Source organism: Pseudomonas bijieensis (assembly GCF_013347965.1).
In the GTDB taxonomy this organism is placed as follows: domain Bacteria; phylum Pseudomonadota; class Gammaproteobacteria; order Pseudomonadales; family Pseudomonadaceae; genus Aquipseudomonas; species Aquipseudomonas bijieensis.
Genome location: NZ_CP048810.1, coordinates 450,364 through 472,712 on the forward strand (window position 1 = coordinate 450,364; position 22,349 = coordinate 472,712).

The 22,349-nt window shown below is 61.7% G+C and carries 12 protein-coding genes and 1 pseudogene; 10 read left to right on the forward strand and 3 right to left on the reverse strand.

Going from position 1 to position 22,349, the window contains the following annotated elements:
• The first annotated feature begins 7 nt into the window (after positions 1 to 7).
• Together GN234_RS01910 and GN234_RS01915 are read left to right on the forward strand one after the other, a co-directional pair.
• Entirely contained in the window at positions 8 to 1,075 is a 1,068-nt protein-coding gene (locus tag GN234_RS01910; RefSeq protein ID WP_116832562.1) for a branched-chain amino acid ABC transporter permease, read from the forward strand.
• Between the two features lie 72 nt (positions 1,076 to 1,147).
• Positions 1,148 to 2,474 (forward strand): annotated as a pseudogene (locus GN234_RS01915) (ABC transporter substrate-binding protein).
• Positions 2,475 to 2,537: 63 nt separating this feature from the next.
• Here GN234_RS01915 and GN234_RS01920 read toward each other — a convergent pair.
• Positions 2,538 to 3,641 (reverse strand): sigma-54 interaction domain-containing protein, encoded by a 1,104-nt coding sequence (locus tag GN234_RS01920; protein WP_109752977.1) that lies wholly within the window; start codon positions 3,639 to 3,641, stop codon positions 2,538 to 2,540.
• 309 nt (positions 3,642 to 3,950) lie between these two features.
• On the opposite strand from GN234_RS01920, the gene GN234_RS01925 reads away from it, so the two are divergent.
• The 3 genes from GN234_RS01925 to GN234_RS01935 all read left to right on the forward strand — a co-directional run bounded on the left by GN234_RS01925 (position 3,951) and on the right by GN234_RS01935 (position 7,808).
• On the forward strand, positions 3,951 to 5,210 hold the full coding sequence (locus GN234_RS01925) for a serine hydrolase domain-containing protein (protein ID WP_176687734.1): 1,260 nt from the start codon (positions 3,951 to 3,953) through the stop codon (positions 5,208 to 5,210).
• Positions 5,211 to 5,327: 117 nt separating this feature from the next.
• Positions 5,328 to 6,665 (forward strand): alginate export family protein, encoded by a 1,338-nt coding sequence (locus GN234_RS01930; protein WP_109752975.1) that lies wholly within the window; start codon positions 5,328 to 5,330, stop codon positions 6,663 to 6,665.
• Between the two features lie 39 nt (positions 6,666 to 6,704).
• Entirely contained in the window at positions 6,705 to 7,808 is a 1,104-nt protein-coding gene (locus GN234_RS01935) for a polyamine ABC transporter substrate-binding protein (protein ID WP_176687735.1), read from the forward strand.
• A 51-nt stretch (positions 7,809 to 7,859) separates the two neighbouring features.
• Here the strand turns inward: GN234_RS01935 and GN234_RS01940 are convergent, their stop codons facing one another.
• Positions 7,860 to 8,471, reverse strand: a complete 612-nt coding sequence (locus GN234_RS01940) for a TetR/AcrR family transcriptional regulator (RefSeq protein WP_109752973.1) — start codon at positions 8,469 to 8,471, stop codon at positions 7,860 to 7,862.
• Positions 8,472 to 8,994: 523 nt separating this feature from the next.
• Here GN234_RS01940 and gabP point away from each other — a divergent pair.
• From gabP to GN234_RS01960, 4 genes are all read left to right on the forward strand, one after another.
• On the forward strand, positions 8,995 to 10,395 hold the full coding sequence (gene gabP, locus GN234_RS01945; RefSeq protein ID WP_116832559.1) for a GABA permease: 1,401 nt from the start codon (positions 8,995 to 8,997) through the stop codon (positions 10,393 to 10,395).
• 308 nt (positions 10,396 to 10,703) lie between these two features.
• Positions 10,704 to 12,425, forward strand: a complete 1,722-nt coding sequence (locus GN234_RS01950) for a type I secretion system permease/ATPase (protein WP_109752970.1) — start codon at positions 10,704 to 10,706, stop codon at positions 12,423 to 12,425.
• Positions 12,418 to 13,788: an HlyD family type I secretion periplasmic adaptor subunit gene (locus GN234_RS01955; RefSeq protein ID WP_109752969.1), complete on the forward strand. Its 1,371-nt coding sequence runs from the start codon at positions 12,418 to 12,420 to the stop codon at positions 13,786 to 13,788. The genes GN234_RS01950 and GN234_RS01955 overlap by 8 nt, the downstream gene beginning before the upstream one ends.
• Positions 13,789 to 13,790: 2 nt before the next feature.
• Positions 13,791 to 15,140, forward strand: a complete 1,350-nt coding sequence (locus GN234_RS01960) for a TolC family outer membrane protein (RefSeq protein WP_176687736.1) — start codon at positions 13,791 to 13,793, stop codon at positions 15,138 to 15,140.
• A gap of 680 nt (positions 15,141 to 15,820) precedes the next feature.
• Here the strand turns inward: GN234_RS01960 and GN234_RS01965 are convergent.
• Positions 15,821 to 21,433, reverse strand: a complete 5,613-nt coding sequence (locus GN234_RS01965) for a putative Ig domain-containing protein (protein ID WP_176687737.1) — start codon at positions 21,431 to 21,433, stop codon at positions 15,821 to 15,823.
• A 382-nt stretch (positions 21,434 to 21,815) separates the two neighbouring features.
• On the opposite strand from GN234_RS01965, the gene GN234_RS01970 reads away from it, so the two are divergent.
• Positions 21,816 to 22,259: a CopD family copper resistance protein gene (locus GN234_RS01970; protein WP_109754268.1), complete on the forward strand. Its 444-nt coding sequence runs from the start codon at positions 21,816 to 21,818 to the stop codon at positions 22,257 to 22,259.
• Positions 22,260 to 22,349 lie beyond the last annotated feature (90 nt).

The window sequence follows — 22,349 nt, forward strand, 5'->3', positions numbered from 1 at the left end:
GCGCATCATGTTTTATCGAGAAGCAGGCCAGTTCAACACTCGTTATGCCCAGGACCGTCGGGTCTTCGCGCTGCGCCAGGACCGTCACGGGCTGGCCGCGTTGCTGCTGTTTGCCTTCGTCGTGGTGCCCTGGCTGGGCAATGACTACTGGTTCAGCGCGATCCTGATTCCGTTCCTGGTGCTGTCCCTGGCCGGGTTGGGGCTCAATTTGCTCACCGGTTATGCCGGGCAGTTGTCCCTCGGTTCGGCGGCGTTCATGGCGGTGGGGGCCTTTGCCACCTACAACCTCGAAGTGCGGGTCGCCGGCTTGCCGTTGCTGGTCAGCATTGCCCTGGGTGGCTTGACGGCAGCGCTGGTGGCATTGCTGTTCGGCCTGCCGAGCCTGCGCATCAAAGGTTTCTACCTGCTGGTTTCGACCCTGGCGGCGCAGTTCTTCGTGACCTGGGCGCTGACCCGCTTCAGTTGGTTTTCCAACAACAGCGCCTCGGGCGTGATCAGCGCGCCGCGCCTGGAAGTCTTCGGGGTCAACCTGGACGCGCCGGCCGGCCGCTATCTGTTGACCCTGGGCGTGGTGGTGGCGCTGTTCTGGCTGGGCAAGAACCTGGTGCGCAGCGAGCTGGGGCGCAACTGGATGGCGGTGCGCGACATGGACACCGCCGCAGCGGTGATCGGTATTCCATTGGCGAAAACCAAGCTGCTGGCGTTCGCCATCAGTGGCTTTTTCCTTGGGGTGGCTGGCGCGCTCTGGGCCTTCGCTTACCTGGGGACGGTGGAGCCCCATGGCTTCGACCTCAATCGCTCGTTCCAGATCCTGTTCATCATCATTATCGGTGGCCTCGGCAGCCTGCTGGGCAACTTTCTCGGCGCGGCCTTCATCGTGCTGTTTCCGGTGTTGCTCTCGAACCTCGTGTCGCTGCTGCCCGGCGGACTGGTGGACGCCGGGCAGGTGGAAAACCTGCAGAAGATGATATTCGGCGCCCTGATCATCCTGTTTCTGATCAAGGAACCAGAGGGCCTTGCGCGCCTCTGGCAGAGATTTCGCCAGCGCGCACGGCTGTGGCCGTTGCGCTACTGAGCGAACCGCACAACGCGGGTTTGCAGTTCCATTTTGTTGGCTCATCCATGGCTTCATAACAAGGAAAATCCGATGTTCAAACGATCATTCGCCAGCAGCCTGGCGCTGGCCCTGAGCCTCACCGCCGCGGCCTTCACCGTCCAGGCGGACAACGAACAATACTTCCCGCTGCAAAGCTATCGCGTCGGCCCTTATGCGGCCGGTGGCACGGGTTTTTTCGGCGGCTTCATCGACTACCTCAAGTACGTCAACGCCAACGGCGGCGTGAACGGCGTCAAGCTGACCTGGAGCGAGTGCGAAACCGAATATGTGGTCGAGAAAGGCGTGGAGTGCTACGAACGCCTGAAGAAAGGCTTGAACGGCGCACCCGCGGCGGCCACCAACCCGCTGTCGGTGGGTATTGCCTATGCCACGCTGGAACGCTCGACGGCCGACAAGCTGCCGCTGATCACCATCAACCACGGACGCACGGATTCCACCGATGGCAGCGTGTTTCCCTACGTCTTCCCGTTGCAGTTGAACCCCTATTCGGAAGTGTCGGCGATCATCAACTACATCGGCCAACGCGCCGGGGGGCTGGACAAGCTCAAGGGCTTGAAGATTGTCACCCTGTATCACGGTTCGCCCTACGGCAAGGAAACCAATGAGGTCCTGCAAACCCTGGCCGACAAGTACGGCTTTACGCTGACCCTGCTGGAGGTGCCGCACCCGGGCAACGAACAGCAGTCGCAATGGCTGAATATCCGTCGGGAAAAACCCGACTGGGTGATCCTGCGCGGTTGGGGAGTGATGAACCCGGTGGCGCTGAAAACCGCGCAGAAGGTCGGGTTCCCGGCGGACCATATCATCGGCAATATCTGGAGCAACTCCGAAGATGACGCCGCGCCGGCAGGTGCCGCGGCCAAGGGCTTCATCGCCATCACTACGCACCCCTCGGGCACCGATTTCCCGGTGTTGCAGGGCATCAAGAAACAAGTGGTCGACGCCGGCCAGGGCGACCTGGCCGACCCCAAGCGATTCGGTACGGTGTATTACAACCTCGGCGTGGTCAACGGCATCCTCAACGTCGAGGCGGTGCGCATTGCCCAGCAGAAGTTCGGCAAGCAGCCGCTGACCGGTGAACAGGTGCGCTGGGGGGTTCGAGAACCTCAAGCTCGACGACGCCCGACTCAAGGAACTGGGGGCGCTGGGCCTGGTGCAGCCGTTGCAGTTGTCGTGCTCGGACCATGAAGGCGGGGGCGCGGTGCGCTTCCAGCAATGGGACGGCAGCCAGTGGAAGCTGATCAGTGACTGGGTGCAGGCCGACCGCGCCTTGCTGCGGCCGATCATCGAAGCGTCTTCGCACCAGTACGCCCGGGAAAAAGGCATTACCCCACGCGATTGCAGTAAGGAGTCCTGAGTACCCGTCGAATAGTTTTGTGGCAAGGGAGCTTGCTCCCTTGCCACGGAACCCCCTGGTAGCTCAGGTCGACAGATTGATCACCTGGCCATCCTGCGTGCTCAGTGCCGGGCGGCGTCGATTGACCACCAGCTCGCCAATCCTGATCAGCAACGTTCGCGTGACGTTTCGGCTCAGGCCCAACAGGCTGGCGGTGTGGACTTGGTTGCAGTTGGCATATCGATAGGCCGCGCGCAACAGCTCGGCCTCGACCTTTTCATACAAATCGCCATGCTCCTGCTCGAGCAGTTTCTCAAAGGCTTTGTGCAACAGCTCCTCCGCACTTTGAGGCGTAGATTGCGGTGGGTTGTCCTGGCGTTCGATACGAAAGTTCGACAGATGCAAGTCCTGCGCGCCGATCACGTTGTGGCGGCAAATCAGCAGTGTGTGGTGGATGACGTTTTCCAGCTCGCGGATATTCCCCGGCCAGGAATAGTCGAGCAATTTGCGCTGGGCCTGGGCATCCAGCGTCACTTCGCCGTGCCCGAGCCGGCGGCTGTACTCCGTAATGAAGTGGCGTATCAGCGGCAGGATGTCACCGGGGCGTTCGCGCAAGGGCTTGAGCACCAGGCTGACCACGTTCAGGCGGTAATAAAGATCTTCGCGAAAGTGCCCGGCATTGATGGCTTTTTCCAGCTGCACGTTGGTGGCCGCCAGCACGCGCACATTGATCTTGATGCTCTTGCGCGAACCCAGCCGGACCACCTCGCGCTCCTGGAGAACCCGGAGCAGCTTGACCTGGATCGGCAACGGCAAATCACCGATTTCATCCAGGAACAACGTCCCGCCGTCCGCTTCCTCGAACCAACCGGCCTTGGCCGTCAGCGCACCGGTAAAGGCGCCTTTTTCATGGCCGAACAGCTCGGCCTCCACCAGGGTCTCGGAAAACGCGCCGCAGTTGACCGCAACGAACGGCTTGTGGCGACGGGCGCTGAGGTTGTGCACGTGGCGCGCCACCAGTTCCTTGCCGGTTCCGGTCTGGCCGATGATCAGCACGCTGGCGTCACTGGGCGCTACTTGTTGCAGGTGAGCCAGCAAAGCGCGGGAGGTGGGGTCTTCGAAGACCTGGGCCGTGGCACGAATGGAAGTGGCAAGGCCAGGGGAGGGAGGTAGCGTTAGAAGCTGCATGACGGTGGCCCGTTAATGAGATTGCCGTGACTGAAGTAGGGCGTGCCATCGCTCCTTGATGACAACACCGCAGGAAGCCATTGGGCTTAAGCTGTAATTTAAATGATCTAAAAAATATAAAACAAATAACCTTTAGTTATTTGCTTAGGGCTATGTCCGCAAGGATGCAACGCTGGACTGATAGCCCTGGTAGCGATAGCGGCAATCAATCGAAGGTACGGTAAAAAGTTTTATTGACTAAAAAATAACATCGAGTAATTATTTCCCTGCATCTGCTTTCACGCAGAGTCATTTCGCAGGGGCAACCCGATGAATCAGAACACCGCGCCTTCATTGGCCTGTCTTTACGTCGAGACTCACGAGTCGTCTGACACCCACACGGCGCCTTCGCTCATGCAAGGTTTTCCCGCCGAACCCCACCGCCGCGTCACCTGGCACAACTGGATGAGCCCGCCGTTCAACCAATGGGGCTTCCGCAACCTGGCCCGCTTGCGTCCTTCCATCGACGTGCAGGCCGGCACCGGGCCGGTCAGCGCCTTCAAGCAGGCGCTCCAGCCGCTGGATGAGCTGCACTTCGACAGCGAGTGTGGCTTGAGCATCAGCGTGATCGACCACCTGATCGCCAGCCAGACCGATGCTTTCCTGGTCCTCAAGGGCGACACCGTACTGTTCGAGCGCTACTTCAACGGCCAGCGTCCCCGGGACCGGCACATCATGTTCTCGGTGACCAAGTCGCTGATCGGGGCGTTGGGCGAACAACTGGTCTGCGAAGGCCTGCTGGATCCGATGCTGACGGCCGCACACTACGTACCGGAACTGGCGGGCAGCGCGTTCGGCGATGCGACCGTGCGCCAGCTGTTCGACATGGCGGTAGCCGTCGATTACAGCGAAGTCTATGAGGATCCGGATTCAGAGAGTTCCCAATACGGTTACGCCTGCGGTTTCCAGCCGGCACCGGCGCAGTACACGACGTTCGAATCCCTCTACCAGTACTTGCCTTCACTGCGCAAACGCGGCAGTCACGGTGGCTTTTTCCATTACGTGACGGCCACCACCGAGGCGTTGGCCTGGGTCATGGAGCGGGCCTCTGGCAAGGCTTGCCACCAGTTGCTGCAGGCAGTCTGGAGCCAGTTGGGCTGTGAGCGTGACGGCTATTTCCTGGCCGACCCCTGGGGGCGCAGCGTAGCCGGTGCCGGGTTCAGTGCGACCTTGCGTGACATGGCGCGTTTCGGTCGCCTGCTGGTCAACGATGGTCGCCGGGACGGGCGACAACTGCTCTCGGCCGAGGCGCTCGCCGGTATCGCCGCCGGGGCCGATCCGGCGATCTACGCCGCATCCCCCGACTTCTCGAGCTGGACCCCTGGTGCGTCCTACCGCAGCCAGTGGTATGTCTTCAACGACCACAGCCAGGCGCTCATGGCCGGTGGCATCCATGGCCAATACCTGTTCATCGACAAACCGTCCGGCGTGGTGATCGTCAAGCAGTCGTCCCTGGACGATGCCGTCAGCCCATTCGACGGCGACAGCGTGCGCATGCTGCGTGCCATCGCAGCGCACCTGACGCCCTGACTTCATCCGATAACCACAAGAGTCTTGCGTTCCGCTCACCTGGCCTAGCCAGGTGTTGGCGCGGTTTTGCGCGCCTTTCACTGCCCTGTAACAACAATAATCACACAGGAGCTCCATATGGTTTCCATGACGCGTTTGTCCCGAACGTTCCTCATGCTCGGGTTACCCTTGACCGCCCAGGCTGCATGGGCGGGCTACACCTTCGAGGAGGGCAACCTCAAGGGTGAGGTCAACTTGAGTGCCGGTGGCGCCATCCTCTCTACCCGCAACGTCAACTTTGGCGGCGGCGTGGTGGATATGCGCAGCGGCAAGAATCGCGGCACGAAAATCGACTGGCAGGAGTTCTACGTCAAGCCAGGCGTCAAGTTGGAATACGCCGTGCAGCCGGATTTCAGCCTGCTGGCCGGCGGCTCACTGGTGGGGGCGACCACCTTCGGTGATGGCGATGCCGGTGGCTTCACCCGCAGCTCCGATGGCAAGGTGTCGACCGAAGAGTTCTATGGCGGTTTCCGCGCAGGGGAGTGGACGGTGACGGGCGGTCGCCAGAACTACATGATCGGCAACGGTTTCATCGTGATGGATGGCAACCTCGACCAGTTGAACGACGGCGCCTATTGGCTCGCCCCGCGTACCGCCTTCAAGGATTCGGCGGTGGTCGCCTGGGACCATGGCGCGCTGAAAGTCCAGGGCTTCAGCCTGGGAACCGACAGCGACCTGGGGGACTTTCGCATGAGCGGCGCGAACCTGGACTACAACCTCGACGACCAGGTGACGCTCGGGGCCACGGTGTTGAAGGTCAAGGCCATGGGACCCAAGGGCAGTACGTTACCGCGCCGCCGCGATGGCATGCTGGTGTACAACGTGCGGGCCTTGAACGCCAAGCTGCCGGGTATCCCGGACCTGACCCTCAACGCCGAATATGCCCTGGAGCGCGGCAGTGGCGAAGGCGTGGACTACGATGCCGAGGCCTGGTACGGCCAGGCCGATTACACCTTCAGCACGCTGCCGCTGACCCCGGTCATTGGCTACCGCTACGCGAGTTTTTCCGGCGACGACAACCTCACGGACAACCGCCAGAAAGCCTGGGATCCGTTGAGCAAGGGCTTCGTCGACTGGAGCACCTGGCTGATCGGCGATGTCGTCGGCAACTACCTGCTGTTCAACAGCAACGAAAACGTCCAACAGTTCTCGCTCAAGACCCACCTCAACGAAACCCTCACCCTTGGTGCGATTCACTACCAGTTCTGGCTCGACGAAAAAAACTACATGGGTACCGCCGTCAGCGACCGGCGTTTTGCCGACGAGAGTGTAGTCTTCCTCGATTGGGCACCGTCGAAGTCGCTGTCCACCTCACTGTCCTATAACTGGGTCAAGCCCATGGCAGCGGCCAAGCAGGTCTTCGGCGACGACCGGAAATTCAGCGCGCTGGAACTCTACTTCACCTACCGCTATTAAGTGCCGCGAGCCTTCGCGGCCGCGCTGGAGTGTTTGATCATGAGTACGTTTTTGCGTAACACCTTGCTGGGCGCTGTTGTTTCGATGCTGATCAGTGGTGCGAGCCTGGCCGAAGAGCGGACGGTGCGAATCTACAATTGGATCGAGTACCTGCCGCCGGAAATCCTCAAGAGTTTCCAGGAGGAAACGGGCATCCGTCCCATCTACGACGTCTTCGATAGCGTCGAGACCTTGGAGTCCAAGCTCCTGACCGGCAACTCCGGGTATGACGTGGTGTACCCGAGCAGTTCCAACGTCAGTCACCTGATTGCCGCCGGTGCCGTGCAGCCCCTGGACCGCAGCCAATTGCCGAACTGGCAGCATCTGGACCCCGAGTTCATGAAGTCCCTGGAAGCGGTAGGCGATCCAGGCAACCGTTATGCGGCGCCGTATCTGTGGGGCACGACCCTGATCGGCTACAACGTCGACAAGGTTCGGCAGGTGCTCGGCGCGGATGTGCAAATGAACACCTGGGACATCCTGTTCAAGGAGGAGAACATGGCCAAGCTGGCCAGTTGCGGCGTGGGTCTGCTCGACGCCGCCAACGAGATCGTACCCATTGCCTTGCACTACGAAGGGCTGGACCCCAATAGTCAGAAACGTGAGGACTACCCGAAGGCGCAGACGGCCATGCTCAAGGTTCGCCCCTACATCACCTATTTCAATTCGTCACGCTACGGCATGGACCTGGCCAACGGCGAGATCTGCGTAGGGGTGGGCTGGTCGGGCGGCGTGGCGTTGGCCAAGCGACTGGCTGAAGACGCTGGGAAGGGAGTCAAGGTGGAAATGGCGCTACCCAAGGAGGGCGCACCGATGTGGTCGGACGTCATGATGGTGCCCACCAATGCGCCCCATGCCACGGAGGCCTACGCGTTCATCAACTACATCTTGCGTCCGGATGTCATTGCCCGGATCAGCAACAAGATCGGTTACCCCAACCCGAACAAGGACGCCACGGCGTTGGTCAATGCTGAAATTCGCAACAACCCCGCCATGTATGTGCCGGACGAGGCGCGCAAGACCTTGTTCGCGTTGGAGCCAGTACCCGCCGCTGTGGAACGGATCCGCACCCGTACCTGGATCAGCATCAAGACCCATCAGTGATCAGCGTGACCCGGCGCTGCGGCGCCGGGTCCGTATCGGTGGGTGACGCCCTCAGGCGCGCATGCCCAGGAAGAGCAGTTCGGTGATACGCCGGACCTGGGTGGAGTGGGCCTCGATATCCGGCTGTTCCTGGTTGACCAGCCTGAACAGCTGTAAGTGCGAATAGTCGTTCAACAGGAACGCGGCGAGGTCGACGTCCAGATCAGCGCGCAACTTGCCAGCCTCTTGCAACTCCCTGATCAGCCCGCTGATCTCGGCCCTGAGCGCATCGTTCATGGCGCGATAACCTTCGGGCAACCCGTTGTCGCCACCGAACAGGATCAGCGGCAGCAATTCGCGCCAAAGGCTTGGGTGCATGACTTCCAGCGCATAACCGGTGAGCAACCGCTCCAGATAACACAGCGCTTCGACCGGATCCTCGATTTCAGGCATCTGGCTGCGGGTGTCCGTAAGTGCGCGCTGGTCGGCGTCATGCAGGATTTCGAGGATGATTTCCTGTTTGTTGCCGAAGTACTTGAACACGGTGGGAGCCGATACGCCGGCCTGGTTGGCGATCTGTTCGATGGTGGTGTTCTGGAAACCCTGGCGCTCGAACAGTTCGACCGCTGCCTTGCTGATGGCTTGGCGGCGTTCGGCTTTTTGACGTTCACGCAGTCCGCTCACGGGAGGTCCTTGTCATTGAAATAAAAAAGAGGCGACCGGAGCAATGCCAGCCAGTTGCAGATCAACCTGTGGGAGCGAGCCTGCTCGCGATTGCACTGAAGCAGCCAACATTGACGTTGACTGACACTCCGCAATCGCGAGCAGGCTCGCTCCCACCGGTGTTATGGCGGATAGCAATAGCACCTGATGCCCCACGCAAAATACTTAACCCAGTAAAGTTTTTAAAGGGTTTATTTCGTTTACGCCCCTCAAGGACTTGGCTGAATGCCACGGTCCAGACGCCTGGCAAGAGGCAAAACGCCATGCCCCACGTGGCGACATCAGGCACAGAGGTGGCGCGTTCAGGTAACTGACTGGGGAGAAAACACAGGTAACGTGGCGCGACTTTTCACCGCAAGTGCGCACGTTCGCCCAGGGTGGATCAACACAACCAAGCGGTATCGCTTTCAGGAGGAGCGAGAAAACCAGCAACACCGACTGTCCCTGCGCGCGTCTCAATGTTCGATCACAAGAGAATAAGAAAATGACCAGCCCCAGCTTCAAGGATTCGAACGGCCATTTGGCACAGGGCTTCAAGCCTCGTCACGTCACCATGCTCTCCATCGCCGGGATCATCGGTGCCGGTTTGTTCGTCGGATCGGGCCATGCCATCGCCGCCGCCGGCCCGGCTGTCATGCTGGCCTACCTGTTCTCCGGGCTGTTGGTGGTCCTGGTCATGCGCATGCTGGGTGAGATGGCGGTCGCCAATCCGGACACCGGCTCATTCTCCACCTATGCCGACCAGGCCATCGGACGCTGGGCAGGCTTCACTATTGGCTGGCTGTACTGGTGGTTCTGGGTGCTGGTGATTCCCATCGAAGCGTTGGCCGCTGGTCATGTACTCAACCAATGGTTTCCCGCCGTCGATGCCTGGCTGTTCGCCTCGGTATCGATCGTCCTGCTGGCCGTGACGAATCTGTTCAGCGTCTCCAAGTACGGCGAGTTCGAGTTCTGGTTCGCCATGGCCAAGGTCGTGGCGATCATCGGTTTCATCTCCCTGGGTTTCGCGGTGCTGATGGGGTGGATACCCGAGCGTGAAGCCAGCGGCCTGAGTCGGTTGATGGAGGAGCATGGTGGGTTCGCCCCCAATGGTCTGTCGGCGGTGGTGGGTGCGTTCATCACCATCATGTTCAGCTTCATCGGTACGGAGGCGGTAACGATCGCCGCCGCTGAATCCGATAACCCTGCGCGGAACATTGCCAAGGCCACCCGTTCGGTGATCTGGCGTATCGGTGTGTTCTACCTGCTGTCGATCTTCGTGGTCATTTCCGTGGTGCCCTGGAACGATCCGCTCCTGGCTTCAGTGGGTTCCTACCAGCGGGCCCTGGAGCTGATGAACATTCCCCATGCCAAGTTCCTGGTGGATGTGGTGGTGCTGATCGCCGTGGCCAGTTGCATGAACTCTTCGATCTACATCGCCTCGCGGATGTTGTATTCCCTGGGGCGCCGTGGCGATGCACCAAAGGCCGTGAAGGTCACGTCCTCGGCCGGTGTGCCACGGTCTGCGGTGATTGCCAGTACCGTGTTGGGCGCGGGTGTCACTTTGTTCAGCTACTTCATGCCCGCCGGCCTGTTCCAGTTCCTGCTCGCCAGCTCCGGCGCCATCGCCTTGCTGGTGTACCTGGTGATCGCCATCTCGCAACTGCGCATGCGCCGGATGTTGCAACGGCAGAATATCGAGCTGCCTTTGCGCATGTGGCTGTTCCCCTGGCTGACCTGGTTGGTCATCGTGTTCATCTCGGCGGCGCTGGCGGTCATGATGGTCACGCCCGAGCATCGGAGCGAGGTCAGTACCACCCTCGGCCTGGCGCTGGTCATTTCCTTTATCGGCCTGTTGACGTCGCGACATTCGCCCCAGCCTGAACAGGTTGCATCCCTCGGTTAACCGTGCCGTTTTTACCCTGTTGACGCCACGTTACTGGCGTCAACAAAACCTCGTTTTGGGCCTATTCAGGACGCCATAACCTCCGTCCTGAAGCGCGGCCCGCCCGCCTGTCACCCACTTGCAAGCCCACCCCTGCGAACCGGCACTAACCGGCGGCTGCGTTGTCAGTAATTGGCGCCTGTAGGGATGAGGATCGCCCCTGATAACAGCACGCCGACTGGATTGATTTTTTCTCGAACAGCCTCGGGAAAAAAGCCTCGCGATGGATTGCGTCCTGGACCGACCATTTCTCTTGCAGGCGATTTCCCATGGGGTTTCTACTCGATCCGCGTCATGACATCGATGCTGCCTTACTGAGCTATCGCCGGGTGTTCTGGGCCTTGGCATTGTTCAGTGGCGTGATCAATCTGCTGGTGCTGGTACCGTCGCTCTACATGATGCAGGTCTACGACCGGGTCCTGACCAGCCGCAACGAAACTACCTTGTTCATGCTCACGTTGATGGCCCTGGGGCTGTTCATGTTCAGCGCCCTGATCGAGTGGGTGCGCGGCGAGGTGATGATTCGCATGAGCGCAGGGCTGGACGAGGCCTTGGGCGAACGGATTTTCGACGCCGCCTTCGCCCGCAGCCTGCGCGAGCACAACGCCAATCCGGCGCAGGTGCTCACCGATCTGGCCACGCTGCGGCAGTTGATTACCGGGCAGGGCCTGATTGCCTTGCTCGACGCACCCTGGCTGCCGATCTTCCTGCTGGTGGCGTTCATTTTTCACCCCTGGTTTGGCGTGCTGACGCTGGTGCTGGCGCTGGTGCTGATCGGCCTGGCGCTGTGGGGCGAACTGGCGACGCGAACACGGCTGGGGGAGGCCAATCGGCTGGGGGTGCAGTCGTCCATTTATGTGAACAGCACGCTGCACAACGCTGAAGTCATCCAGGCCCTGGGCATGCTCGGGCCGCTGCGTCAGCGGTGGAGCCTGTTGCAGCAACGGATCATTGCCGCCCAGGCCCATGCCAGCGACCGTAGCGCGCGTATCACCTCGACGACCCGTTTCGTGCGTATCTCCGGGCAGTCCCTGGCGCTGGGGTTGGGCGCCTTGCTGGTACTTGAAGGCCAGCTGTCGGCGGGCATGATGATTGCGATGTCGCTGTTGCTGGGGCGGGCCCTGGCGCCCGTGGAAATCGCCATCGGCTCGTGGAAGCAATTCAACGCCGGACGCCAGAGTTACCAGCGCCTGAGTCAACTCTTGGCCCAGCATCCGCGCGAACGCCTGCGCATGCCGTTGCCGCCACCTACCGGCGCGGTGCGCCTGGAACAATTGTATGTCGGCCCGCCGGGTGCTTCGCAGCCGATCCTGCGCGGCATCAATTTCAGCCTCGCCAAGGGCGATGTGCTCGCGGTGGTCGGGCCCAGCGCCAGTGGTAAATCGACATTGGCGCGGGCCTTGGTCGGGGTCTGGCCGGCCATGGGCGGGTCGGTGCGCCTGGACGATGCCGAGATCAGCCAATGGTCCCACGACGCCTTGGGCCCGTACCTTGGATACCTGCCACAAGACATCGAGCTGTTCGACGGCACGGTCGCCGACAACATTGCCCGCTTCGGTGAGCAGGACGCCGACAAGATCATCGCCGCCGGGCGTCATGCCGGCATCCACGAGATGATCCTGCGGTTTCCCAAGGGCTACGACACGCCGCTGGGGCCCGGCGGGCTTGGCTTGTCCGGTGGGCAAAAACAACGCCTGGGCCTGGCTCGCGCGCTTTACGGACGACCATCGCTGATCGTGCTCGATGAACCCAACTCCAATCTCGATGACGCCGGGGAGCTGGCGCTGGTACAGGCCATCAATGCGCTCAAGACGGCCGGCAGCACCGTGGTGTTGATTACTCACCGGCCCAGTGTACTGGCGGTGGTCGATCACATCCTGGTGCTCAAGGACGGTACTCAACAGGCGTTCGGCCCACGGGACCGAGTGCTCAAGGCATTGATGCCGGGGCCAAGGCCGGCCGCGGTCAGGGAGGCTGGCGAAGATGCGTGATCTGATCCCCGAGGCACAGACCTACAGCGAGCACGGGCTGAGCGTGCGCAGCACCACAACGCTGCCCAGCGCCAGTACCGACGCTGGAAGCGCAGCACGTTATGGCGTCGGATTCCTGGTCCTGACCCTGGGTGGTTTTCTGCTCTGGGCCTGCCTGGCGCCGCTCGACCAGGGCGTGGTGGGCAGCGGCACCGTGGTGGTGGCGGGGGAGCGCAAGGCCGTCCAGTCGTTGGTCGGTGGGGTGGTGGAAAAGCTGCTGGTCAGCGATGGCGACCGCGTCACCCAGGGGCAATTGCTGGTACAGCTCAACACGGTGCAGGCGCAGTCGCAACTGGACGTGACCCTGGGCAAGCTCCTCAATGATCGCAGCATCGAGGCGCGCTTGATTGCCGAGCGCCTGGGCAGCGCCGAGATCCAATGGCCCGCCGAACTGCTGGCCCACGCCGACGAGCCACGGGTCAAGGCGGCCATGGCCTTGCAGAGCCAATTGTTCATCACCCGCCGCGCGGAGCTGGGCAGTCGTTTGCAGATCATCGAACACGAAGCCGCGGCCTTGCAGCAACAATTGCTTGGCTATGAAGGCGTCAAGCGCAACTACGATGCGCAGATGCGTTTCCAGCAGCAGGAACTCGAAGGCCTGCGTGACCTGGCCCGCGAAGGCTACGTTCCGCGCAACAAACTGTTCGAGGCCGAGCGCAACGCGGCCCAATTGGCGGGACAGATAGCCTCTGGCGTGGGCGATGTCGGCAGGACTCGCCAGGCGATCAACGAAAGCCGGCTCAAGGCCTTGCAGGCACAACAGGAATTTCGCCGCGATGCAGAAACCCAGCTCAGCGAAGTGTCTGCCGAGGCGGCCGGCTATGCCGATCAGATTCGTGCCTTGCAGTTTGAAGTCGACAACGGTGCGATCCGTGCGCCAGTGGCCGGGCAGGTCATGGATGTGAGTATTCATACGGTCGGCGGCGTTGCGCAGGCCGGGCAAACCCTGATGCAGGTGGTGCCGCTGGATGCGCCGATGGCGATCACGGCCCGTTTCGAGCCGCTGATGGCCAACAAGCTGCGTCCGGGTCTGCCGGTGCACGTGCATTTCACGGCGCTGCAACGGGTGGATACCCCGACGGTCACCGGAACGGTGACGACGGTGTCGGCTGACCAGTTGATCAATGAGCAAACGCACCAGCCGTACTTCTCCGCCAAGGTCGAGATTCCCGCCGACACCGTGGCTGCGTTGCAGAGCGCCGGCTTGCTGGTACGCCCCGGCATGCTCGCCGATGTCACGGTGGTGACCGGAGAACGCACCTTGATGAATTACCTGATGAAGCCTTTGCGTGAACGCTTGCTTGCAGCCTTCAAGGAGGAATGAGCATGGTCGACCGTGGCCGCTACCGTTTGCGTGTGTTGCTAAGCCTGTGTACCGGATGGGCGGCGATCAATCCCGTGTGGGCTGCCGAGGGGGGCCTGAGCCTGACCGCCGCCTACGATGCCTCGCGCCTCAACGATCCGACCGTGCAATCGGCGGCCCACGCCTTCGAAGCTTCACGCCATGAAGAGGACATCGGTCGCGGTGGGCTTTATCCGCAGGTGTCGCTGACTTCGCGCTACGGCTACGGCGGGCGCACCGACGGCGGCGATGACAGCACTTACGTCAACAGCAACGATTACCAGGCGAACAACGTGACCCTGGCGGCGCAGCAGCCGCTCTACGACAAGGCACGCTGGGCGGCGTACCAGGAAGGCAAGGCGCGGGGACAATTGGGCACCCGGGTGTTCGACGTGGCCGGCCAGACCTTGTATGACCGGGTGGCAAAGGGGTATTTCGAGGTCGCCCGGGCCGAGAATGAGATCAAGCTGATCCAGCAGCAAAAGGCGGCCATCCAAGGCTTGGTCATCCAGAGCAAAAAATTGTACGAGGGCGGCCAGGGCGCGATTACCGATATCGACGAAGCCCAGGCGCGGCTCGACCTGGTGCAAGCCCAGGAGGCTGAAGCCCAGGCGCGCCGGGTGGCGGCCTTGCGGGCGTTGTCCGGGCGTGCCAGCGTGCCCATCGATGACATCCTGCCGATGCGTGAAGAACTGGCCGCCGGCAGCCCGATCCCGCCGGAGCAGGACCTGCCGTACTGGACGGCAATTGCCCGGGAGGCCAGCCCCGAGCTGGCCGCCCGGCTGGCGGCGGTGAAAGTCGCCGAGGCCCAGGCTGACAGTCAGCGCGCCGGGCATTATCCGACCCTGTCGTTGACCACTCAGTTGACCCGCCGGGAAACCCGTCAATACCAGGAACTCGACCCGCGCCAGGACACCTACTACGTCGGGGTGCAGTTGGATATTCCGCTGTATCGCGGCGGGGCGGTACGAGCCTCGGTGGCCAAGGCCGAGGCGCAACTGGCCGGCGCCCAGTCCGACTACGATGTGCAGCGCCAGCAATTGGCCGAGGACATCGAGGCCGATTACCTGGGTGTCGTAGTCGGGTTTGCCAAGAGCAAGGCGATGCAGCGGGCAGTTGAGTCCAACCAGCGAGCACTGGCCTCGACGGAAAAAGGCTTCCAGGGCGGCGTGCGCTCCACGGTGGACATCCTCGATGCCCAGCAGCGGCTGTTCCAGGCCCGTCGAGACCTGCTCAATACCAAGCTCGACATGCTGCAGAGTTATGTGAGCCTGCACACCCACACCGGCCAGATGAACCGCGCGGTACTGGAGCAGGTGCAAAGCCTGTTCTAGACAATCCTTATCCCTCGCCACAGAAACGGTCCAGGCCTTGTGCTTGCCTTCAACCTTTCAGGCACAGCACGACCCTCTGTGGGGTTGTCCTGGATTTTTCAGGCACAGCACGACCCATGTGGGAGCGGGCTTGCTCGCGATAGCGATGGGTCAGTCAGCATCTTTGTTGGATGTGCCGGCGCCTTCGCGAGCAGGCTCGCTCCCACAGTTTTGATCTGTGGTTGACCTGGATTTTTCAGGTATAACACGACCCCTGTGGGAGCGGGCTTGCTCGCGATAGCGGTGGGTCAGTCAGCATCCATGTTGAATGTGCCGGCGCCATCGCGAGCAAGCCCGCTCCCACAGTTTTGATCTGCGGTTGACCTGGGTTTTCTGGCACAGCACGACCCTGTGGGAGCGAGCCTGCTCGCGATAGCGGTGGGTCAGTCAGCATCCATGTTGAATGTGCCGGCGCCATCTCGAGCAAGCCCGCTCCCACAGTTTTGATCTGCGGTTGACCTGGATTTTTCAGGCATAACACGACCCCTGTGGGAGCGGGCTTGCTCGCGATAGCGGTGGGTCAGTCAGCATCTTTGTTTAATGTGCTGCCGCCTTCGCGAGCAGGCTCGCTCCCACAGTTTTGATCTGTGGTTGTCTTGGGTTTTTCTGGTGAATCAAGCCCCCTGCTAGAGGGGCTTTATTCAGGCGGTGAAGTCGCTGGCGTGCAGCTCCTTGACGCCCACCAGTTCGAATTCGAACTCGGGGGTGGCGTCGGCGTTGGTACTGCCGTAGAGAATGCCATCGGCAAAGCGCAGCTGACCGGTGGCGTTGCTGGGGTCGAAGGCGTTGCTGCCAATGAACGTGAAGGCATCGACCGTGGCGGTCAACGGGTTGGCGTCCAGACCGGTGAGGTCCAGTTTGTCGAACTCCGCACTCTTGAAACCGTTGATCACATCGCGCGAAGCGCCGACGCCCATGTCCGCCAGCGCACCAAAGGCGTAGGTGTCGGCGCCCGTGCCACCGGTGAGATTGTCGGTGCCTGCGCCGCCGATCAACCGGTCATCGCCCGAGCCACCTACCAACGTATCGTTGCCCGCACCGCCGTCCAGGACATTCGCCGTGCTGTTTCCCGAGAGCGTGTCGGCGTAGGCGCTTCCTTTCAGGTTCTCGATGAATTTCAAGGTGTCGAGCCCGGACCCCACGGTGTTCTGTTGCGCAGATGTCGAGAGGTTCACGGTCACACCGGAGAGGGCGCGCTCAAAACTCGCCGTATCAATGCCATCGCGGCCATCCAGGACATTGTTGCCGGCGCCGGCGAACAGCGTATTGTCCAGCGCGTTACCCGTGCCATTGGCGGCACCGGTGCTATCGACATACAGGTTTTCGACGTTGCTGCCCAAGGTATAGGCCGCCAGGCTGCTGTGCACGCCGTCGACCCCGCCGGTCACCGTATTGCTGTTGGTTTCGATCACGCTGTCATCGGCATTGTCGACAAAGTAAGTGTCGTTGCCATCGCCACCGCTCATGCTGTCGGCCCCTGCGGCGCCGTCGAGCACGTTGTTGGCGGCATTGCCGGTGATGAAATTGCGTCGTTCATTGCCAGTGCCGTCGATGTCCGATACACCGGTGAGTACCAGGTTCTCGAGGTTGGCCCCCAGCGTCCAACTGACCGAGGCCTGCACGGTATCGATCTGCGCGGTCGAGGTGTTGGTTTCCACCACGCTGTCGAAAGCATTGTCGACCACGTAGATGTCGTTGCCATCCCCCCCGGTCAGGGTGTCGGCGCCGAGATCGCCATCCAGGGTGTCGTTGCCCGAACTGCCCACCAGGGTGTCGTCCTGGTCGGTGCCAGAGATCATCCCTCCTTGGTTCTGGGCGTTGTCGAAGATGTCCTGCACGCTGTTGTTGTCGTTGGGGTTGCCCTGGAAGCCCAGGTCATCGGCAATGTAATCCGCCAGGCGCTGGCCGACGATTTCCGCCGATTCTTCGTGCAGGTGCCAGACGTCATCGGGATACACCAATGGATCGACTTCGTAGCGCAAGGGCAGGTCGGTGTAGTCCACCGCCAGCTTGACGTCGGCACGTTCGGCGGCCATGGCTTCCTGGGCGGCGCGGACATAGCCGACGCCCTCGACAATGGCGGCGATCTTCTCTTCCGAATAACCCCGGGCCCGGGCCGCGTCCTCTGAGTAATGACCGGTTTCCATCAGGTACACGCTGAAATTGCCGAACTGGGCATGCAGGTAATCGAACACTTTCAGGGTCGCGGCCTTGTACGCCGCAGCGGCCGCGACCTTGTCCGTGGCGCGGGCGATTTCCTGGGCGGCTTCCTCGCCCTGGCCCCAGATAATGCCCATGGTGACGTTATCGATCGACTGCAGTTCAGTGCGCTGGTCGCGCAGCAACGTCACCGCCCGCAACAGTGCGGGTCCAGGTTGGTTGGTGTCGGTCAACCACCAGCACAGCTTGAGTTCCTCGGCGCTGAGGGTGGACAGGCCGTTGACCGTGCTACCACCGACCGCGATGTCGATACCGTTGCCATCGGCATCGGTGAACTGGCTGCGCACGTCGTAGGTGGTGTAGCGGTCCAGGTCTTTGACCAGCATCGAGGTGCCGGATTGGTCGTCGTCCTCGGTCATGCGCAGCAGACGCGCGTTGGATTGACCGAGGGTTGGCAGGTAGAGAATGTCCTGCTGGGCGCGCTCGCCGAAGACGAAGTCGTTGGCGGTGAGGGTGTTGAGGTAGTTGCCGTTGAGGGCGATCTCGAAGCGATTGCCATCGGCGTCGGCTTCGGCGGACTTGACGTAGGTCTTGTCGCCGGCCGAATTCAGGGTCATGTACAACGTGTGGTTGCTGCCATCGCCGAGGCCGAGAAAGCCCAGCCCCGAAACGTCGATTTTGTCGACGCCGACGGTGAAGTCATAAATCGTGTCGGTGGCCGTGACACCGCCGGTGTCGTAGTCGCGGTAGCTGTCGGACAGGTTGCTGTAGCGAAACGTGTCGGCGCCATCGCCACCGTACAACGAGTCCCGTCCGGCGCCGCCGTCGATGACGTCCGCGCCGGTGCCGGCCTTGATCGTGTCGTTGCCGCCGAGGCCGAGGATCAGGTCCGCGCCTGTCGTGCCGTTGAGGGTTTCGGCGTTGTTGGTGCCGGTAATGGTGTTGGCGGGCGCATCGGCCACCACCAGGGTGAAGTTGTCGCTGACCGAGGCGCCTGAGGGATCGGTGGCCTTGACCAGTACGTCGTAGTTGCCCGCCGCGGTGCTGGTTGGCGTGCCGCTGAAGGTCAGGCTGGTGGCATTGAAACTCAGCCAGGCGGGCAGGGCGTTGCCGTTGGCGAGGGTCGCGGTGTAGGTCAGTACATCCTGGTTGGCGTCGGTGAAGCTGTTGCTCGCCACGGTGTATTTGAATGGCGTGCTCTCACTGGCGTTCTGGTCCAGGAGAGGGGTCGTCACGACCGGCGCCGAGTTGGTGGGGTTGGTCTGGTCGGCGAAGACGAAATGATTGGCCGTCAGGCTGCTGACGAAGTTGCCCGCCATCGAGATCTCGAACCGGTTGCCGTTGGCGTCGACCGTGAGGTCCTTGAGGTAGGTGCGGTTGGTCGACGAACTGTAAGTGACCTGCAGGGTGCCGTTGAGCCCGTTGCCCAGGCCGGTGTAGCCGAGGGCCGACACATCGATCTTGTCGGCGGCCACATCGAAGTCGAGGATCTGGTCACTGGCGCTGGTGGAACTGGTGCGGTAGCTGTCGAGTTTCGAGGTGTAGCGGAACACATCAGCCCCGGTGCCACCGGTGAGTTTGTCGACTCCGGTGCCGCCGACCAGGATGTCGTTGCCGGCGCCGCCATTGAGGGTGTCGTTGCCCGCGCCCCCGAACAATTGTTCGTTGGCTGCGGTGCCGGTCAGCGTGTCGTTGTTCGGCGTGCCATTGATCACGATGGCGGTGGGGGCGTCTTGCACGGCGAGGGTAAAGCTGTCGCTGACGGTGGCGTAGCTGCCGTCGGTCGCGGTGACCTGAATGGCGTAGGTGCCCGACGCGGTGTCGGGTGGCGTGCCGCTGAAGGTGCGCGTGGCGGCATCGAAGGTCAGCCAACTGGGCAAGGCGCTGCCATTGGCGAGCTTGGCGGTGTAGCTCAGGCTGTCATTATCCGGATCGGTGAAGCTGGTGGCCGGCACCACGTAGCTGAACGGGGTGTTTTCGCTGGCGTTCTGGTCCAGCAGTGGCGTCGCCAGCACCGGCGCCTGGTTGGTCGGCGACGTGGTGGCGAAGACGAAGTTGGCGCTGGTCAGGGTGTTGAGATAATTGCCGTCCAGCGCCACTTCGAAGCGGTTGCCATTGGCGTCGGCCTCCAGGGACTTGATGTAGGTCTTGGTGCCGGCACTGTTGAGCACCAGGTACACGGTGTTGTTCTTGCCGTCTCCCAGGCCGGTGAAGCCCATGGCCGACAGGTCGATCTTGTCGGCGCTGACGTTGAAATCGGTGATCAGGTCGCCCAGGTTGGCGCCGCCGGTGTTGTAGTTGCGGTAGCTGTCCAGGCGATTGGAAAACACAAAGGTGTCCGCCCCGGCACCCCCGGTAAGGGTGTCCATCCCGGCTCCGCCGTCGAGCTTGTCGTCGCCGGCGCCGCCACTGAGGCTGTCGTTGCCCGCCAGGCCGAGCAGGGTGTCGGCCGCGTCGCTACCCAACAGCGAGTCGGCGCCGCTGGTGCCGGTGATCACGCGATTGAAGATGAAGTTACTGGCGGTCAGGGTACTGGCCAGGTTGCCCGTCAGAATCAGTTCGAAGCGGTTGCCACTGGCGTCGGCGTCGAAATCCTTGATGTAGGTGCGGTTGTTGCTGGCGCTGTAGCTGACCTGCAAGGTGCCACCGCGGCCATTGCCCAGGCCGGTGAAACCGAGGCCGGCGAGGTCGATCTTGTCCTGGGTGACGTCGAAGTCGGTGATGGTGTCATCGAAGCTGGTGGTGGCGTTGCGGTAACTGTCCGATTGCGCGACGAACCGGAAGGTATCGGCCCCGGTGCCGCCAGTGAGCTTGTCGATGCCGGCGCCACCGACGAGGATATCGCCGCCGGCCGCGCCATTGATGGTGTCGTTGCCGGCACCGCCGTAGAAAATTTCGCTGGCGGCGCTGCCGAGCAGGGTGTCGTTGCCCGCGGTACCTTGCACGGTGGTCATGGGCACGGTGGCGCTGACGTAGCTGCCGTCGCCATAGACCAGCGTGGCGCCCTTGCTCGTGTGGCTGATGGTGTTGGCGATGATGGCGTTGCGGTCGGTACCGTCTTCGTTGCGCTCGGCAACGCCGTAGGTCGACAGGTCGCTGCCGCTGATGATGTTGCCCTGGATGAGGTTGTCGCTGCCGTTGAAGTACTTGCCGGACACACCCAGGGTGTCGTCATAGGACTGGATGATGATTTCCGGTACGGCACTGCCCAGGGCGTTGTTGTTGAGGGTGTTGTCGATGACGTCGACGTGGTTGCTGCCGTAGATGCGGATCCCGGCGCTGGTGTTGTCATGGATGTCGACGCCAGTGACGGTCACTTCGCTGGAGAGCTTGATCAATACGCCTTCGGAGCCGTTGCCATACACCTCGCCGCCAGTGATGGTGATGTTGCTGGGCGAGGGGATGTCCTCGCTGCCGCGCTGGATCACGATGCCATTGCCGCCATTGTCGTAGGCAACGTTGTTGGTCATGGTGAAATCGTGGGTGCTGGTGACGACGTTGAAACCGTGGCGGTCGTTGTTGTAGGCGACGTTGTTTTCGAAGGTGCTGTCGCTGAGGAAGTCGGCGACGAAGCCGTCCAGGCCGTTGCCGTGGGACACGCTGTTCTTGATGACCATGTTGACGGTTTGCTCGTGGGGGTCGAAACCGTACCCGGAGCAATCCTTGATCTCGACGCTGTCGAGGGTGACGTTGGAGTCGTAGCCTTCTTCGCCGGGAATGTAGCCGTTGAACCAGCCGTCGACCTTGCCGGTGGTGCTGTCGCGGTTGCCGTCGATGGTGAGGTTGCTGACGCCGAAGTCGTGGGTTTCCTCGCCGTAGGCCGAACGGATGATCCCGGTGATCTTGGTGTCGGAGCCATCGACCAGCTTGACCGTGGTTTCGCCCATGCCGTCGCCGTACAGGTAGACATTGCTCTTGAGCATCAGGCAGCCATCGGAAGGTTCCTCTCCCCCCGAAACGATGTAGGTGCCGGCCGGCATGTACACCTGGCCCCCGCCCGCAGCGGCCGCCGCATCAATCGCACTCTGAATGGCTGCCGTGTCGTCGGTGATGCCATCTCCTTTGGCGCCAAAATTTTGTACGTTGAAAATCATGAGCTTATCTCCGTATCAGGCTTAAACCTCGGTAGACGCCAATATTCCATCGACGACCTCGGTGTTATGACCCAGCGGAGCGCAAAAGTTGTGACCGCATATCGGGGAAAGTGTCAAAAAGCCGGACTAACTGATCAGCGGTTGTTTGGAGGGTGCGCACGAGTAACGTTCCGTTGACGCTTTTGGGCGGTGAATCCTGTGGGAGCGAGCCTGCTCGCGATAGCGGCTGTTCTGTGGCGCTGATGTTGGCTGATACACCGCTATCGCGAGCAGGCTCGCTCCCACAGACGGTTTCCTTGATTGGCATCAACCCCACTTCGGGGACCGGGCGATAACCTTGAATAAACCATCGCCCCGATGAAGAGGGCGACCGAGGAAGCTCATGAGTTATCCGCTGTTTCTGACCTTGCACCTGTTTGCCGCGCTGGTTTTCATCGGCACGGTTTTCTTCGAAGTCCTGTTCCTCGAGAGCATTCGCAAGCAACTGCCGGCCAAGGTCATGGTGTTGCTGGAGCAAGGCATCAGCCTGCGTGCCCGGCAATTGATGCCGTGGGTGCTGCTGGTGCTGTTCGGTGCAGGCATTGGCATGGTCTGGCTGCGGTATTGGCCGCTGCTGTCGTCACCGATGCAGTCATCCTTCGGTTTGCTGCTGGGGCTGAAAATCCTGTTGGCGGGCAGTGTGCTGGGGCATTTCCTCTGGGCCATGTGGCTGTTCAGGAGCGGGCGCATGAACGCCCGCTACGTGCACATCATCCATGCCAGTGTGTTCCTGCATATGGTCGCGATCGTGCTGCTGGCAAAAGCCATGTTCTACGTCACCTGGTAAGCGCTGGCGTGGTTCCAGGGCGCTTGATACAGGTCAAGGTGGCCCGGTGGGTTACCCCGCAAACTGCTTGCGTACAGCCACTCGGAGATT

Excerpts from the sequence above, each read along its gene's own strand:
- GN234_RS01960 (WP_176687736.1), top strand. The coding sequence starts at position 13,791 with ATGGTCGACCGTGGCCGCTACCGTTTGCGTGTGTTGCTAAGCCTGTGT.
- GN234_RS01965 (WP_176687737.1), bottom strand. The coding sequence starts at position 21,433 with ATGATTTTCAACGTACAAAATTTTGGCGCCAAAGGAGATGGCATCACC.
- GN234_RS01935 (WP_176687735.1), top strand. The coding sequence starts at position 6,705 with ATGAGTACGTTTTTGCGTAACACCTTGCTGGGCGCTGTTGTTTCGATG.
- GN234_RS01920 (WP_109752977.1), bottom strand. The coding sequence starts at position 3,641 with ATGCAGCTTCTAACGCTACCTCCCTCCCCTGGCCTTGCCACTTCCATT.
- GN234_RS01955 (WP_109752969.1), top strand. The coding sequence starts at position 12,418 with ATGCGTGATCTGATCCCCGAGGCACAGACCTACAGCGAGCACGGGCTG.
- GN234_RS01930 (WP_109752975.1), top strand. The coding sequence starts at position 5,328 with ATGGTTTCCATGACGCGTTTGTCCCGAACGTTCCTCATGCTCGGGTTA.
- GN234_RS01925 (WP_176687734.1), top strand. The coding sequence starts at position 3,951 with ATGAATCAGAACACCGCGCCTTCATTGGCCTGTCTTTACGTCGAGACT.
- GN234_RS01970 (WP_109754268.1), top strand. The coding sequence starts at position 21,816 with ATGAGTTATCCGCTGTTTCTGACCTTGCACCTGTTTGCCGCGCTGGTT.
- GN234_RS01910 (WP_116832562.1), top strand. The coding sequence starts at position 8 with ATGTTTTATCGAGAAGCAGGCCAGTTCAACACTCGTTATGCCCAGGAC.
- gabP (WP_116832559.1), top strand. The coding sequence starts at position 8,995 with ATGACCAGCCCCAGCTTCAAGGATTCGAACGGCCATTTGGCACAGGGC.
- GN234_RS01950 (WP_109752970.1), top strand. The coding sequence starts at position 10,704 with ATGGGGTTTCTACTCGATCCGCGTCATGACATCGATGCTGCCTTACTG.